13 protein-coding genes are annotated in these 15,081 nt (G+C 60.5%); 5 read left to right on the top strand and 8 right to left on the bottom strand.

The features are described from left to right. Positions 1-150: 150 nt before the first annotated feature. The 4 genes from K7R21_RS16225 to msrB all read right to left on the bottom strand — a co-directional run bounded on the left by K7R21_RS16225 (position 151) and on the right by msrB (position 3,763). Entirely contained in the window at positions 151-615 is a 465-nt protein-coding gene (locus K7R21_RS16225) for an EVE domain-containing protein (RefSeq protein WP_224984317.1), read from the bottom strand. A 66-nt stretch (positions 616-681) separates the two neighbouring features. Continuing rightward, positions 682-2,415 (bottom strand): DNA polymerase/3'-5' exonuclease PolX, encoded by a 1,734-nt coding sequence (polX, locus tag K7R21_RS16220; protein WP_224984316.1) that lies wholly within the window; start codon positions 2,413-2,415, stop codon positions 682-684. Between the two features lie 83 nt (positions 2,416-2,498). Next, the gene (msrA, locus tag K7R21_RS16215) at positions 2,499-3,104 is read right to left on the bottom strand and encodes a peptide-methionine (S)-S-oxide reductase MsrA (protein WP_224984315.1); all 606 of its coding nucleotides are present in this window, start codon (positions 3,102-3,104) and stop codon (positions 2,499-2,501) included. Between the two features lie 143 nt (positions 3,105-3,247). Beyond that, positions 3,248-3,763 carry a peptide-methionine (R)-S-oxide reductase MsrB gene (msrB, locus tag K7R21_RS16210; RefSeq protein WP_224984314.1) on the bottom strand — a complete coding sequence of 172 codons (516 nt, stop codon included), beginning with the start codon at positions 3,761-3,763 and terminating at the stop codon, positions 3,248-3,250. A 198-nt stretch (positions 3,764-3,961) separates the two neighbouring features. On the opposite strand from msrB, the gene K7R21_RS16205 reads away from it, so the two are divergent. From K7R21_RS16205 to sucD, 4 genes are all read left to right on the top strand, one after another. After that, positions 3,962-4,444: a hypothetical protein gene (locus K7R21_RS16205; protein ID WP_224984313.1), complete on the top strand. Its 483-nt coding sequence runs from the start codon at positions 3,962-3,964 to the stop codon at positions 4,442-4,444. Between the two features lie 23 nt (positions 4,445-4,467). Then, a complete protein-coding gene (locus tag K7R21_RS16200; RefSeq protein WP_224984312.1) occupies positions 4,468-4,797 on the top strand; it encodes a hypothetical protein in 330 nt (109 codons plus the stop codon). 229 nt (positions 4,798-5,026) lie between these two features. Then, entirely contained in the window at positions 5,027-6,184 is a 1,158-nt protein-coding gene (gene sucC, locus K7R21_RS16195) for an ADP-forming succinate--CoA ligase subunit beta (RefSeq protein ID WP_224984311.1), read from the top strand. Positions 6,185-6,214: 30 nt separating this feature from the next. Then, the gene (sucD, locus tag K7R21_RS16190; RefSeq protein ID WP_224984310.1) at positions 6,215-7,108 is read left to right on the top strand and encodes a succinate--CoA ligase subunit alpha; all 894 of its coding nucleotides are present in this window, start codon (positions 6,215-6,217) and stop codon (positions 7,106-7,108) included. 117 nt (positions 7,109-7,225) lie between these two features. Here the strand turns inward: sucD and K7R21_RS16185 are convergent, their stop codons facing one another. Beyond that, positions 7,226-8,101, bottom strand: a complete 876-nt coding sequence (locus tag K7R21_RS16185; RefSeq protein WP_224984309.1) for an epoxyqueuosine reductase — start codon at positions 8,099-8,101, stop codon at positions 7,226-7,228. Positions 8,102-8,368: 267 nt separating this feature from the next. Here K7R21_RS16185 and K7R21_RS16180 point away from each other — a divergent pair, with 267 nt between their 5' ends. Further along, on the top strand, positions 8,369-9,553 hold the full coding sequence (locus K7R21_RS16180) for a methyl-accepting chemotaxis protein (protein WP_224984308.1): 1,185 nt from the start codon (positions 8,369-8,371) through the stop codon (positions 9,551-9,553). 90 nt (positions 9,554-9,643) lie between these two features. Here the strand turns inward: K7R21_RS16180 and K7R21_RS16175 are convergent, their stop codons facing one another. The 3 genes from K7R21_RS16175 to K7R21_RS16165 are packed head-to-tail and all read right to left on the bottom strand — an operon-like array spanning position 9,644 to position 14,943. Beyond that, positions 9,644-11,932 carry a serine protein kinase PrkA gene (locus tag K7R21_RS16175; RefSeq protein WP_224984307.1) on the bottom strand — a complete coding sequence of 763 codons (2,289 nt, stop codon included), beginning with the start codon at positions 11,930-11,932 and terminating at the stop codon, positions 9,644-9,646. A 14-nt stretch (positions 11,933-11,946) separates the two neighbouring features. After that, positions 11,947-13,572, bottom strand: coding sequence for a SpoVR family protein (locus K7R21_RS16170; RefSeq protein WP_224984306.1), 1,626 nt, complete (start codon positions 13,570-13,572; stop codon positions 11,947-11,949). A gap of 9 nt (positions 13,573-13,581) precedes the next feature. Next, positions 13,582-14,943 carry a DUF444 family protein gene (locus K7R21_RS16165; RefSeq protein ID WP_224984305.1) on the bottom strand — a complete coding sequence of 454 codons (1,362 nt, stop codon included), beginning with the start codon at positions 14,941-14,943 and terminating at the stop codon, positions 13,582-13,584. Positions 14,944-15,081: the final 138 nt, after the last annotated feature.

Genomic DNA, 15,081 nt, shown 5'->3' with positions numbered 1-15,081 from the left:
TTTACTGCCACCCTAATAGCACGAGACCCCGCGTCCTCCCCTTCGCAAAAGGGAGGACGCGGGGTCTCGTGCTGAGCTTCGTGAACAGCAGGTATGTGGATCAGCGTCGCCGGGGCCAGCCCGGCTTTTTCGAGCGCTGCTTTATCGATGTCATAGGCCGGCGAGCCTGATGATGCGGTCCCACTCTTCCTTGCGCACCGGCTGGATCGACAGACGGCTGCGATTCAGCAGGGCCATCTCGCCCAGTTCCGGGATGGTCTTCAATTCGGAGAGGGTCACCGGCCGCGGCAGCTCGCGCACGAAACGCACGTCGACCATGTACCAGGTCGGCTTGTCGGGTGTGCTCTTGGGGTCGAAGTACTTGCTGGTGGGATCGAAGGCGGTGAAGTCGGGGTAGCCGGCTCGCACCACCTCGGCGATGCCAACCACGCCCGGTTCGGCGACATTGCTGTGGTAGAAGAGCACCTGGTCGCCAACCTGGACCTGGTCGCGCAGGAAGTTGCGCGCCTGGAAGTTGCGCACGCCGTCCCAATGCTCGGTGGCGTCGGGACGGCTCTTGAGATCGTCGAGTGAGAAGCTGGATGGTTCACTCTTGAAGAGCCAGTAGTTGGGCATGTCATTTCCTTTCGTCGTGTGTTCGAGAGCACTCCTCCCCCCGGAGGGGGAGGTGTTCACCAATATCTATTCCCGGTGTCCGTGTTTCTTCCGTTTCAGCACCTTCAAAAGCTCATCCGCCGTCAGCGTGTTCAACACGTCCTCCCGTTCCAGCCAACCGCGCTGGGCCACGGAGATCCCCCAATGAAGGGTTTCGAACTGGCTCTTGACGTGGGAGTCGGTGTTGATGGCAATCTTGACGCCCAGCTCCTTGGCCCGGCGCACGTAGCGGTCTTCCAGGTCCAGCCGCAGCGGGTACGAGTTTATCTCAAGCGCCGTGCCCGTTTCCCTGGCCACCTGGAGCACCTCTTCCATGTCCAGCTGATACCCTTCCCGCTCGCCAATGATGCGCCCGGTGGGATGGGCGATGATGTGCACGTACGGATTTCTCATGGCCGCCACGATGCGTGCGGTCATCACCTCTTTGGAGTTGTTAAAACCGGAGTGGATCGACGCCACCACCACGTCGAGCTCCTTGAGGACCTCGTCGGGGAAATCCAGCGTGCCGTCCCCGTGGATGTCCATCTCGGTGCCATGCAGCACCCGGAACCCCTTCAGCTCACGGTTCAACTCGCGGACCTCTGCCTGCTGCTCTTTGAGGCGCTCAACGGTCAGGCCACGCGCCACCCCGAGTCCCTGGGAATGATCGGTGATCGCGATGTACAAAAGCCCCCGCAGGCGCGCCACCTCCGCCAGCTCGGCGATGCCGTGGGCGCCGTCGCTCCAGCGGGAATGGACGTGCAGGTCACCCAGGATCTCCTCCCCGGTCACCAGCTGCGGTAGTTTCCCCGCCTGCGCCGCCTCGATCTCCCCGCGGTCTTCGCGCAGGACCGGCGGCACGAAGGGAAGGTCGAGCAGCCGGTACACGTCCTCCTCGTTGCCGCCTCCCAAACGCACGTTGTCCTCTTCACGGAAGATGCCGTACTCGTTGATCTTCAGCCCCCGCTTCTGCGCCATCTCCCGAAGCTGGACGTTGTGAGCCTGGCTGCCGGTCAAATAGGCGAGCGCGGCGCCGTAAGAAGCAGGCTCCACCACGCGCAGGTCCACCTGCACCCCTTCCCGAATGGTGACACTGGCCCTGGTCGGGCCGCGCATAATGACGTCATGCACCTGGGGCAGGTTCAGGAACGCCTCCATGACACTGGCCGGGTCGGGGGAGGTAGCCACAATGTCGATGTCCTTGATGCTATCGCGGCGGCGCCTGATGCTTCCCGCCACCTCGACGCGCTCCAGGGACGCCTTCTGCTTGAGGGCCGCCACCAGTTCTTCCGCCGCCGGCAGCATACGCCCCAGCGGCTGCCGCTCCCGCCCCCGCTTGACGGCCTGGATCCCTTTCAGGATGTTCTCCTCGGTCTTCTCCTTGATCCCCTTGATGCCGACCAGGCGGTGTTCCCGAGCAGCTTGTTCCAGCTCTTCGAGGCTCGTGATCTGCAGCGCCTCGTAGATCGCCTTCGCCGTCTTCGGCCCGAGGTCAGGCACGGCCAGCATGGTGAAGACGCCGGCGGGCACCTCCTTTTTCAGCTGCTCGTAGTAGGCCGTGGTGCCGGTCTGCAGGTACTCCTCGATGCGCGCGGCCAGGTCCGTTCCCACACCTGGGATCTCCAGGAGTTCCTTGTGAGACATCTGGGCCAGGTCCCGGTTCACCCCTTCCAGATTGAGCGCCGCCCGGCGGTAGGCCCTGATCTTGAAGACGTTGTCCTGCCGGATCTCCATGATGTCGGCGATCTCATCGAACATCCTGGCTATCTCTCGGTTCTTCATGGCATCCCCCGGCACTCCGCGAGTTCCATGTTCTACGTTATGCTCTGCCTTCTACCTCAAAACCTTTCGTAGAGGCGCCGCTCTCACTTTCCGGCTTTGTCGCCCCAGAGTTCCTTCAGCCTGTGGTCCCGTCCGCAGCTCAAGCGGTAGTAAGAATACCGCAGCGGGTTCTTCTTGTAATAGTGCTGGTGATACTCTTCCGCCGGATAGAATTCGGTGGCGGCAACGATCTCGGTCTGGATAGGCGACTTCAGCTGTTTGTTCTTCTCGAGAGCCTGCTTGGACTGCAGGGCCAGCCGGCGCTGCTCTTCGTTATGATAGAAAATCGCGCTCCGGTATTGGTGTCCGACGTCGCAGAACTGGCGGTCCTTCACAGTGGGGTCGATGTTGTGCCAATAACGGTTGAGCAGCTTGTCGTAACCGATCTTGGTGGGGTCGTAGAGTATCTGCACCGATTCCGCGTGGCCGGTGCCGCCCGCGGAAACCTCCTCGTAGGTCGGGTTCTTGGTGTGGCCGCCGGTATAGCCCGACGTCACCGACACCACCCCCGGCAGCTCATCGAAGGGATGTTCCATGCACCAGAAGCAGCCCCCGGCAAAGGTTGCCTTCTGCAACTGCGCGGCCGGCGAGGAACCTGCCACCGCGAGGATGAGCAGCAAGGCGGCCGTTACTATTGCCCGTGTTTTCATTGTGCCTCCCTACCCCCCTGTTATTTACGCAAAGCTGCGGAGCCAAGAGAAGCTCAAGACCTTTCCAGTTTTGTGAGTTGCTGTTCTTTGCGCCTTTGCGGCTTTGCGTTAAATATCGGGTTTGTTACCTTCGTCGTCCCCCCCTACTTCGTCGCCACGAACTGCAGTGCCGCGGAATTCATGCAGTAGCGCAGCCCGGTCGGTTTGGGGCCGTCGTTGAACACATGGCCCAGGTGACCGCCGCAACGCCGGCAAAGGACCTCGGTCCGTGTACTGAAGAAGCTGCGATCCGTTTCGGTCTTGACGTTATCCTTGGCTATCGGTTGGGTGAAGCTCGGCCACCCGGTTCCGGACTCGAACTTGTCTTCGGACTTGAACAGGTCCAGTCCGCAACCGGCACAACGGTAGATGCCGTGGTCATGGGTTGTGGCGTATTTACCCGTGAAAGCCCGCTCGGTCCCTTTTTCCCGAAGGATGTGATACTGTTCCGGCGTGAGTATCTTCTTCCATTCCGCGTTTGTCTTCACTACCTCGTCAGACATGATGTAGTTCCCCTTTTCAGCTGAATAGACCTTGATACGGGAAGCGGCGTCAGCTTCGATACCTACTGCCGTCGCTAGAAAGAACAAAATGGCCAGAATAAACCTTCCATACTTCATGGCTCGATCTCCTGTAGGTACTGAAACATTTCCTCATACACAGCCCCTAGGATAGCATAGGCAGCAGAATATTGCATGACGGGCAGCTAGTTAAGAAACCGGCAGACCTGCCGAAAAGTATCTTCACCTTTTTGGCTTGAAGCTGGGGGGGTTATCCTGAATAATAGGTGACGTTGCCTGCATTGCTTTGGAGGAAAAATGAAGAGTCTTCTGGTAGTTCTGGTGATTTTTGTAACTGCAACGGCCGCCTGGGCCGAGATCTACACCTGGAAAGACACCACCGGGACCAGGTTCTACACCAACAGCCTGCACGAGATCCCGGCGCGCTACCTGAAAAAGGCGCGGGTCCTCGACGTGGCCACCGGCAAACTGGGAGGGTTGGCGACCGCACAGCCCGCAGCACCTGCCGCGGCACCTCGAAGCGCGGGCACCGCCTCAGCCGCTCAGCCGCTCGTGGTGCAGGCCCCGCCGGGACAGCCTGGAGCAGCGCCGGAGTTGCCGCAGCGGGCACAAGCGGCAGCACCTCCAGCCGCGAGCGCGCCTGCTGCAGCCGCAGTATCCCCGGCCACGCCGGTGGTAGAACGCGCGGCCGCCGCCCCAAATTCCACACGCCCTGCGGGGCGGCTCTCGCGCAGGGAGCTCAGAGCGCTGGGCAGGCGCACCCACACGGCCGAGGAATAGCTCGCCGAAAAACGGAGGCGGTTATGAAAGCAGCATTGCTCTTGCTGGCATCCCTTCTTCTGCTGACTGTGGCCGGTACGACCTGCGCCGAAGAGCTCATCTGCCGGGGCAACATCATCAGTACCCAAGGAGAAGGGATCGTGGCGCACAAGCACCGCTTCGAGGTCTCCGGCGTGACCGGAGGAGATATCCAGGCGGTGCTGGAGCAGTGCCGGAAGATCGCGCTGGAGCGACAAGCCCGCGCCGCCCGCAAGAATCCCGGCGGCAACTTCACCCCGTTCTCAGACGTCGAACTGCAGTGCAGCAAAGGCGAGGAAAAGATCGAGATACGCCGCAGAGTCCAGGCCAGGTAGCGTACACACATAGCCAACGTAAAGATGACAAGAGAAGTCCCCATGGGCTTCTCTTTTTTTTAATTGTTGATAGTATTTATTTTTAATTTGAATTTCCAGCAACGTTGTACCGATAAGAGTACGGGACGCGTCACCGGTCGCTCCGCCATACCCCAACGATTCCGATCGCTTACCTTCTTAGAGCAGGCTGCACCAGGTTAAATCCAAAGCGGCACCATAGGAGAACAGGATGAACATTCATGAGTATCAGGCCAAGGAGATACTGAATTCGTTCGGCATCCCCGTCCCCCGTGGTCGTGTTGCGCTTACTGCCGACCAGGTTGAGCGGGCAGCCAAGGAGATGGGAGGCCGCTGCGTGGTCAAGGCGCAGATCTATGCCGGCGGACGCGGCAAGGCGGGCGGCGTCAAGCTCGTGCACCATCCGGAACAGGCCCAGGAGTATGCCAAGGAACTGTTCGGCAAAACCCTGGTGACGCCTCAAACCGGCCCGGAAGGGCTCCGGGTGCGACGCATCCTGGTGGAGGAGGCGGTCGAGATCGCCCGCGAGTTCTACCTCTCCATCACCCTGGACAGAAGCGCTTCCCGCTACGTCCTGATCGCCTCCGCCGAAGGTGGCATGGAGATCGAAGAAGTCGCATCGAAGACGCCGGAGAAGATTCACACTCTGACCATCGACCCGTTCCTCGGGCTCAGATCGTACCAGGCGCGGCAAATCGCCCTGCAACTCGGGCTGTCCGGGAGCGTCTGCGAGGACTGCGTTAACCTTATCCTGAACCTGTACAAGGTCTGCCTTGAGAAGGATTGCGCGCTGGTTGAGATCAATCCCCTCGTGGTAACAAGGGCTGGCTGGCTCATGGCCATGGACGCCAAGATCACCTTCGACGACAACGCCATCTTCAGGCACCGCGAGTACCCTGACATGATGGACTACTCCCAGCTCGACCCGCTGGAGATCAATGCCGGCAAATACGACTTGGCTTACATCAAACTTTCCGGCTCGATCGGCTGCTTGGTCAACGGCGCTGGCCTCGCCATGGCGACCCTCGACGTGCTCAAGGAGTACGGCGGCGAACCGGCCAACTTCCTCGACGTCGGGGGCGGCGCCACCCGCGAGAAAGTGGCCGAAGCATTCAAGATCATCCTGCAGGACGCGGATGTGAAAGGGATCTTCGTCAACATCTTCGGCGGCATCATGCGCTGCGACGTCATCGCGCACGGCATCATCGAGGCGGCCAGCGAGGTGAACTGCATCCTCCCCATCGTGGTGCGCATGGATGGCAGCCAGGTCGAGGAGGGCAAGCGCCTCCTCACCGAGAGCGGCCTGAACGTCCAGTGCAGCGACAACCTCGGAGACGCAGCTTCCAAGATTGTTGGAATGCTGGGGTAAACGTCGAGATCATTTTCGGGAGATAAGCCTATGTCCATACTGATAAACAACTCGTCGAGAATAGTGGTCCAAGGGATCACCGGCCGCAGCGGCCTGTTTCACACCCAGCAGTGCCGGGAGTACGGCAGTAACATCGTCGCCGGCGTCACCCCAGGCAAAGGCGGCATCCACATCGAGGGAATTCCCGTCTTCAATACCGTCGCCGAGGCGGTGAAATACACCAACGCCAACGTCTCCATGATCTTCGTGCCGCCGCCGGGAGCGGCCGACGCCATTCTCGAGTCAGCTGCGGCCGGCCTCGAGCTGGCCGTCTGCATCACCGAGGGTATTCCGGTGCGCGACATGGTCCCGGTAAAGGCGGTACTCAAGCAGAGCAAGATGCGGCTGGTGGGCCCCAACTGCCCCGGCGTGATCACACCGGGCGAGTGCAAGATCGGCATCATGCCGGGCCACATCCACAAACCTGGCAAGATCGGCGTCGTTTCGCGCTCCGGCACACTCACCTACGAGGCGGTCAAACAACTCACCGACGTGGGGCTCGGTCAGTCGACCTGCGTCGGTATCGGGGGGGACCCGATCATCGGCATGAACTTCATCGACGTGCTGAAGCTTTTCAACGAGGACCCGGGCACGGAAGGGGTGTTCATGATCGGCGAAATCGGCGGCTCAGCCGAGGAGGACGCCGCGCACTGGATCGAGGAGCACATGAAAAAGCCGGTGGCTGCGTTCATCGCCGGGGTCACCGCACCTCCGGGCAAGAGGATGGGGCATGCCGGCGCTATCATCACCGGGGGCAAGGGCAAGGCGGAAGACAAGATCCGCACCCTCACCGAGTGCGGCGTGACCGTTGCTTCCAGTCCCACCAAGATGGGGGAAGCCATGCAGACAGCAATCGCCGCAAAGGGAAACGGCAAAAAGAAGTGACCACGACGGTCTGACTTGAAACGTAAAAAGGGGCACCTCCCTCACCGGGGGGTGCCCCTTTCCTTTTCCTGTAATAGCACCACGCACTTCCGCATCCCCTCTCCCCCCGGGAGAGGGTCAGGGTGAGGGCGATTCCCCCTCTGGCGGCTTCACGGCCAATGGCGAGACCTTGCCGGCCGGGATCCTTCCCTCGCAGGGCACCTTGGTCTGGCACAGGCCACAGCCGGTGCTGGTGACGCCATACTCGGCCCCGACAGCCTCGGGGACCGCTCCATAAACGTAGCCGCGGCAGATCGCCTTGTCGTGTCCCTCTTTTGAGAGTGCACCGACGGGGCAGCGCCCGATGCATGCGCCGCAGCTCCCCTCCCGGTACCACAGGCAGTTGGACCGGTGATCGCGCCATGGTCGCGCACTGGGTTCGATGGCAAGATCGGTGACAACGCTCCCCAGGCGATGGGCGATACCGCGCGGCGTGATCAGAGCATCGTTGAGGCTGAACGTCCCCAGCCCGGCGGCATAGGCGGCATGGCGCTCGGACCAGGAGGAGGCGATCCCCACCGGAGAGTCCGGGTACTCCCGCCAGGCTGGGTGCAACTGCGGTGCGAAGGCCTGGTAACCGGCATCTACCAGGAACTGCACCACCTGGCGGCGCAACGCGCTATTGAACGCCTCCCCGTGCTGCCTGGTCAGCGCCCAGGCGCGGGAGGGATAGATGGTTTCGGTGCGGTTACTGCGGCGGGTCTCCTCGGAGATGGGAAGGGCCCAGCAGATCACCGTGGCGGGCTGCCAAGGTGGAGTTTCGTGCTGCGCGAGCTCGGTCGGCGTAAGATGAAAAGGACCAATCACCGTCTGGTACTGGGTGAACAAAGGATCATCGGCAGCCGCGAAGCCAATCAACGGCTCAGTGAAGTACGGTCCCCCCTCTCCTGGGAACCGGTTACCGGGCTCCTCCCGCACGAGCCGCTCAATCATCTGGCAAAGGGCTTCTCTCATCCGTGGCACCTCCTGGCAGACTTACAGAAACCGCGAGACACCATATCACGATCTACAAAGGCAGCCATCATTTTCTTTCTGACGGAAGGAGTATAAAGGTCGCTGCCGTCATAACAGCACCCAGTATTAAATTATTTTTTATTAACTTAGCTTTTTTTGTTTACAGCGTGTCTCAAGTACAGACAGCATCTCCCGATAAGTGACCTGCACCAATGACACATTTCGCCAGCGGCAGCACGACCCGGCAGTATCGGCAAGGAGAAGGAAATGAAGGAAATCTTGAACGTTTACCTCAACCTCACCATCAAAGTCAGGCTCAGCCTGCTGTGCGTCTGCTACAGCCTCTGCCTGATCGCCACCGCAGTTGCCGCCCAAGCCGATTCATCCTTGATCAAGTACGGCTCGCTCGCCCTCTTCATCGGTCTTGGCGGAGTCTTCGGCGCGATCAACATCTGGTCCATCAGGACCCCGTTGGCGCGCACCATGCGCTACCTCGAGATCATGGCGCAGGGGGACCTGAGTGAAGAAATCGTCGTGAACCGCCGCAACGAGATCAGCCAGATGCTCAGAGCCCTGCAGAAACTGCAGGCGTCCATGCGTGGGATGATCCAGGGGATCCAGCAGACCGCCGACGAACTCGCCAATGCCTCCAGCCAGCTCAGTAACACCTCCCTCAGGATGGCCCAGGGTACCGAGCATGCTTCACAGCAGTCGTCTTCAGTCTCCAACGCCGTGGGCGAGATGGCGGGGGTCAGCAGTGACATCGCGCTCAGTTGCCAGAAGATGGCCGACCGGGCCGGGAGTACCAGCACGGCAACCAGCAGGGGGGAAGAGACCATCACCCGCATGACGTCGGTGATGGGTGAGATCGAGCAGATGGTTGCGGGGACGGTCGACGCGGTCAAGGCCCTCGGCGCCAACTCGGACAAGATAGGTGACATCGTTGTCGCCATTGAGGACATCGCGGATCAGACCAATCTGCTGGCGCTCAACGCCGCCATCGAGGCGGCACGGGCCGGCGAACAGGGGCGCGGCTTCGCGGTCGTCGCCGATGAAGTGAGGCGACTGGCGGAGCGGACCACCTCGTCCACCCGCGAGGTGCAGTCGATCATCAGCTCGCTGCAGGGGGACGTGAAGAACGTCATTTCCCAGATGGAACGCAGCGCCACCAGTGTCAGGAGCGGCACCGATGACGTGCAGCACTCAAGCCATGCCATCGGGACCATCAAGGAGCAGATCACTCCGCTTTTGGAGTACGTGTCCCAAGTCGCCATCGCGGCGGAAGAGCAGTCCGCCACTACCTCCAGCATCTCCGAAAGCATGCGGCAGATTATCGACGTGGTGCAGGAAACGGCGGGGGGAGCGCAGGAGTCGGCCCTCGCCGCAGAGGGTCTCGCCAACTCGGCGCGGGCGCTGCAGGACATGGTGAGTCGTTTCAAGGTGGCGGCGTAAAAACCAAAAGTCGTTTAACAGAAATAAAGGGGATAAAAGGGATAAATGCCTGTCCGATTGGCTATCCCTTTATCCCCTTATCTGTTTGAATCAAACGTGGAATTTGCGGGCGAGGTCGTTGTCGATGACGTAGACGCAGATCTCCTTGGCGCACTGCTTTGTGTACTTGAACTTCTCTGAGCTCAGGTTGTTGATCAGGAAGGTGACGTCGTCCCTGATGCGCTTGTCGTAGGTCTTGAAGGCCTCGGTATCGAAGTCCTTGATGGCGCGGCGGAAGTTGGCGTTCTCGAGGAACGGTTCCAGCACCTTCTCCTTCAGGTTGAACACGTAGCGGTCGTGCAGCGACTGGTACAGCGCCGTGTCCTGCGCCCGCTTCCCTTCAACCATGATTTCCTGCGTCAAGGTCCGGCCGGTGTACTCGCGCTGGGTCTCCTGCCGGAAGGCGAGACGCGCATCGTCCTCCACCTTGGCCCCCAAGAGACGCCGCTCGATCCCCGCCAGGAACTCCTCGGTTATTTCCAGCTTCTCTCCCGTGAACCGGCACACCTCGACCGCACCCGGCTCGAAGTTGACCGCGAACATGTAGTGCAGGATGTCACGCTCGATCTGCGCCTCGTTGTAGTAGTAGAGCGCCTCCTTCACCTCCTGGAGCACCAGGTAATCATAGTTGTGCACCAGCGACTCCATGAATCCGTCCGGGATCGACTCCTTCAACTCCTTGTGCCAGCGCGTGAAGAACGTGGACAGGTTGTTCATAGTGATCATCTTGTCCTTCCTGGCGTAGGCGGAGTAGAAGTCCGAGAAGATCTTGATGGACTCGCGCCCAGAGAAGCCGTGGTCCCCTTCGTGCTCGCTTTCGGCGATGATTTTCTTTCTCCGTTTCGCGTTGAGCCGCTTCCGGTCCTCTTCTGAGAGCCACTCCGGGATGTGCCCTGTGTAGATCTCCATCTTGAGAATCTGCAGGTTCTCGTCGCAGTAGAGCCGGTACTTCTCGGGATCGCCGATCCACTCCAAGAGCGCGTCCGACTTCACGTTCATCCTGGTCGAGATGATGACCCGGGCGAAGTTGTGCAGCACCCGCGGCAGGAAGCTGGATTCGATGTGTTTGCCGAAGATGTTGCGGTAGATCTCCACCTCGGTGTTGAGATCCATGACGTAGGGGATGTTGATGAACTCGATGCGGTCCGAGAAGGACTGCACCCCTTCGATGCTCCGCTCGTCCTCAGGGTTCATCAGGGCAATGAACAGGCTGCGCACGTTCTCTTCGATGTCCTCGACTTTGTGAATCCCTTCGCTGATGATGTTGTGCAACTCCAGGAGCCGCTCAGCGTTGTGGGACTTCACGTCCATCAGGGCATAGATGCCGTTATTGGTCTTGGCAAAGTTGGAGAAGAGGTACTTTACCTCGTTGCTGTCGCCCAACAGCAGGTCGATCTTCCGCTGCAGCATGTCGTTGGTGAGGATGTTCATCTTCATCGACTTGTCGCCCGGGTTGAAGACTGTGATCCCCTCGCCCAGCCTGCGGTTGAAACGATAGGGGCGCACCTTGATCATCCGGAAAATGTCGGCAGGGTCGTCGAGTCGCGCCGCGAGCGCCTGGAAGATGGACGTGCAAATGGTGCAGGGGGAGTCCCGGAAGACCCAGTCGTACTCCTTCTCGGTAAAGAGCTTCCACTTGAAGGAATCGTTCTGGAACACGTCGTCGAAGAAGGCGCGCCGCTGGGCCTTGTCGATCATGAGCAGCGGACTGTCATGGGACGGACAGGGGACCTCGACCACGTCGCCACCGCGCAACAGGGCCCGGGTGTCGAGGTGGTCGTGGGTTTCCAGTTCGTACTCGTCGAGGAGGTGGGAAAGCTTCTCCACAAAAGCGCTGACCTGGTGCTCCTTGAAGCTCCCCAGGACGCGGCGGTCCAGGTGCCAGACCACCTCGTAGGTCTTCCCCTCGTCGGTGCTGGCGTATTCCTCGAATTTCATCAGCACGTTGTTCAGGAAGGTACTCTTGCCGGAGCCGGGGGGGCCCTCGAAGATGTAGATCTTGTTCTGGCGGGCCCCGCTCTTCATGTCGGCGACGTGGCTCATGAAGCGGTTGGCAAACAGGCGGTCGGCGAAGAACGGACGGTCCGAGTTCTGCACGAAGAGCTTGGTGGTATCGTACGGGACGAAATTGATCGACTCCGGATCCTCGAGGTACTCGTCGGCTCCGGCGTTGACGTAGCTACTCACCATGTCGTGGAAGAGCTGGAAGATGTTGCGCATCATCCGTTCCGGCTTCTCCGTGACGAGCTGCATGAACTCCTCGAACGACATGTGCGTGGCGTTCTTGTGCTCAACGATGGTGCGGCTCAACTGCTTTATGACTGTCTCTAGATCTGGCATAGCTTATCCGCCTGTCACAGTATCTGCCGGCTGAGGACCTTTTCTTTCATGGTGTAGACCACGCGCTGCCACGTGATCTCCGGCTCTTCCACGCCTTCGCGCCCGGAGCTGCCGCGCTGCTGCTCGATCACCGCCTCGCTGGTCTCCAGTTGCACCGGCGCCCCCCAGAGGTATTCGATGCCCACCAGGGTGTTGGCGATGTACTCCGAAACCAGCTGTTTCCCCTCGAAGTGGTGTACCAGGTAGAGCATCCCCTCTTCGCCCCGCTCCGGCGCGATCTCGATGTGTGGCGGATGGTACAAAGAGGCGAGCACCATGTCGCGGTAGTCGTTGGCGTCCCGGCTCTTGACGTAGTACTGCCAGACCATGCGCTGCGGGTCGAGGCGCTTTCCGGTGACGAAGAGGTCGTAGCGATTGGTGAAGTCCTGGTCAATGAAGTCCTTGATGAACAGGTAATCGCAGTAGTTGCTCCTGATTTTGAACAGGTACTCGTCGCCTTTGCCGGCAGCTGCGTCGAAATGCTTTCTCTGCTCCCGGTCCGAGAGGCGGTTGAATTCGTAGCCCGTCTTGCCTTTGTCGCCGTTCTCCTTGAGCTGGTACATGAGCCGCATGCCCAATGCATAGGGGTTCATGCCGACGCGCGGCATGGAGGTAACGCCGGCATGGACGCGGGCGAAATCGACCTCGTGGCCCTTGATGCGGTCGTCCACCAGGAAGAGCTTCTCGTGCCAGTAGCTGGCCCACCCCTCGTTCATGATCTTGGTGCGAATCTGGGGCTGGAAGAAGATGGAAGTCTTGCGCACCACCTCGAGCACCGAGCGCATCCACTGGTTTTCGTCGCGTGCCAGGAATTCCGAATTCTCGACCAGGAACTTCATCAGGTCGCGCCGCTCCACCCGTTTCACGTTCTGGCTTTTGGTGAAATGCGCTTCCATCTCCGGGTACTTCGCGGTCACCTCGGCGAAGAAGATCCGCTCACCTTCTTCCCTGTTCTGGGCGATGGCCCCGTTGTAGCGTGCCACTTCCTTAAGGTATTCCCCGACCGGAAGCTTCTTCTCGACCTGCAGGAAGACGTCGAAGTAGTAGTCCAGCCGGCTTGATGTGGCAGTCTCCGGCGCCATAAACAGGGGGGAGAGCTCATCGTGGTAGGCGACCAGATTGTCGATGGAGCGGGCGAACTCGAGGATGTAGTCCACCCAGCGCCCCTTCTCCGCGCGGAGCTTGGCGATGACGCGCTTGTCCGAGAGCGCCTGCCCGGTGAAGTCGTATTCCCAGGTGTGGCGGAAGTAGAGGTTGTTCTGGAAGAAATCGATGTGGCCCAGCACGTGGTAGAAGATCATCACGTTGAGCCAGTCGGGGTTGTTGTCGTTGTAGAACGAGATGGGCGGCCGGGTGTTGATGACCGTCTCGTAGGGGTTGTGCGGATAGAGCTCGTACTCCCCTTTGCCGCGCAGCACCTCGACGTCATGCACCCAGTAATCGTACAGGGTCGGGATCATGACCTTCGGCGACAGTTCGATCAGGTCGCGGTTGGTGACGATATATTCCAGGCTCTCGTCGGTGAAGGTGAGTCCGGCGGCGCGCGCCCGCTCCTTGCATCCTTCCATGATCGCCTTGGTATGTTGGTTGATCAGTTCCATAACGGCCTCTTACGAAATCAGCCTCTTGATCCCCTCGATTACCCGGGCCTCCTCGGCATCCTCGTGCATGATGTCCATGCGCAGCAGGTCAGGCTTGTCCCGCAACAGCCCCGAGTTCTCCAGGTAACGCGCCACCTCGGTCCACTGGGTCCCCGCGTGTTCCGCGATGGTGACCCCCATGCGGCTCACGTAGCTGAGAATCTTCACCAGTTCCGGAATGGACTTGTCACCGCCGGTATCCCAGTCATCGCCGTCGGTGCCGTGGAAGACGTAAATGTTGTAGTCCGCCGCGAGGTTCTCCTTCTCGACGATCTCGTTCACCAGCTTGTAGGCGCTGGCCACCTCGGTCCCGCCGGCAACCCGGGAGTTGTAGTAGGTGTCGAAATCCGGCACTTCCTTCGCCTCGGTGTCGTGCAGGATGAAGCGAGATTCCACCTGCCCGGCGTACTGGTACAGGAGCCAGCTGTAGATCATGACGTGCTGGGTCGCCACCAGTTCGGTCACCTTGCCCGCCATGGAACCGGAGTAGTCGCGCAGGAAGAACACCATCGCCTGCGGCTCGTAATCCTTCTCCTGCGAGAAAATGCGGTAGACCTTGTCCCGCGGCGAGATCAGGAACCGGGTCGGGTCCATGTCGGCCGGATCGGGAAGATTGCCCAGCGAGATGTTGGTTTCCACGATCTTCCGGAGCGTCGCCTTCTTGTCCAGCACCTGGCCGGAGCCGCGGTTCCTGTCGGTGAGGTCGTAGATGTAGCGGGTGAAGGAGCGCTTCTTCCCTTTTTCCTTGAGGTTCGGAAGCTGGAACTGCTCGGTGAGGACCCGCCCGAGTTCGTAGGCGGAAGCGCCCATTTCGTGGGCTTCGCCCTCGCCCTGTCCCGGCCCCTGCCCCGGTTCCTCGCCGGTCTCACGCACCTTCTGCTCGCCGATGACCTCGCCTTCCTCGCCCTTGCCGCTACCGCCGGTCGAGCCTCCCTCACCCGGAGGACGGATGGTCGGATCATGAATGAGCTTCTCCTCTTCCGTGGAGGGAACCACCACGATCTTCCCCTTGCCCCCTTTGCCCGGCTTGATCAGTCTCCCCACCCGGATCTTACGGGGGAAACCGTCCTTCTCGCGCTGCCGGTCCCGCTCCAGGAGCTCGTCCAGCGCCTTCATGTGCAGCTGGTACGGGTTCGGGACCCGCTCCTGGTCCTGCAACACCGCAAGATCATGCCAGGCGTACAGGCTGCGGGAGAAGTCCGGGAAGGGGCCGCGGCGGTCGGCGGTGGAAATCTGCCACCTGCCGGCCAATTCCTCGCGGAAGCGCGCCTCGCGCTCGGGGGCCAACCCCTTGGCTTTTAGTTCTTCGAGATATCTTTCCGGGTTTGTCATGGCATCGTCGGCCTTATTAAGGCGGGCGAATGATTCGCCCCTACGTTGGCTTTATCCCCTCGCCCTTTGGGAGAGGGGCGGGGGTGAGGGCTTCGTATCCAGCAACATCTCGCTGTGGCAACGCCCTCACCCGGCCTT

It is taken from the genome of Geomonas agri (assembly GCF_020179605.1).
Classification (GTDB): Bacteria; Desulfobacterota; Desulfuromonadia; order Geobacterales; family Geobacteraceae; genus Geomonas; species Geomonas agri.
The sequence above is the reverse complement of the archived record's forward strand: the minus strand, read 5'-3'. Positions and strand labels throughout refer to the sequence as shown.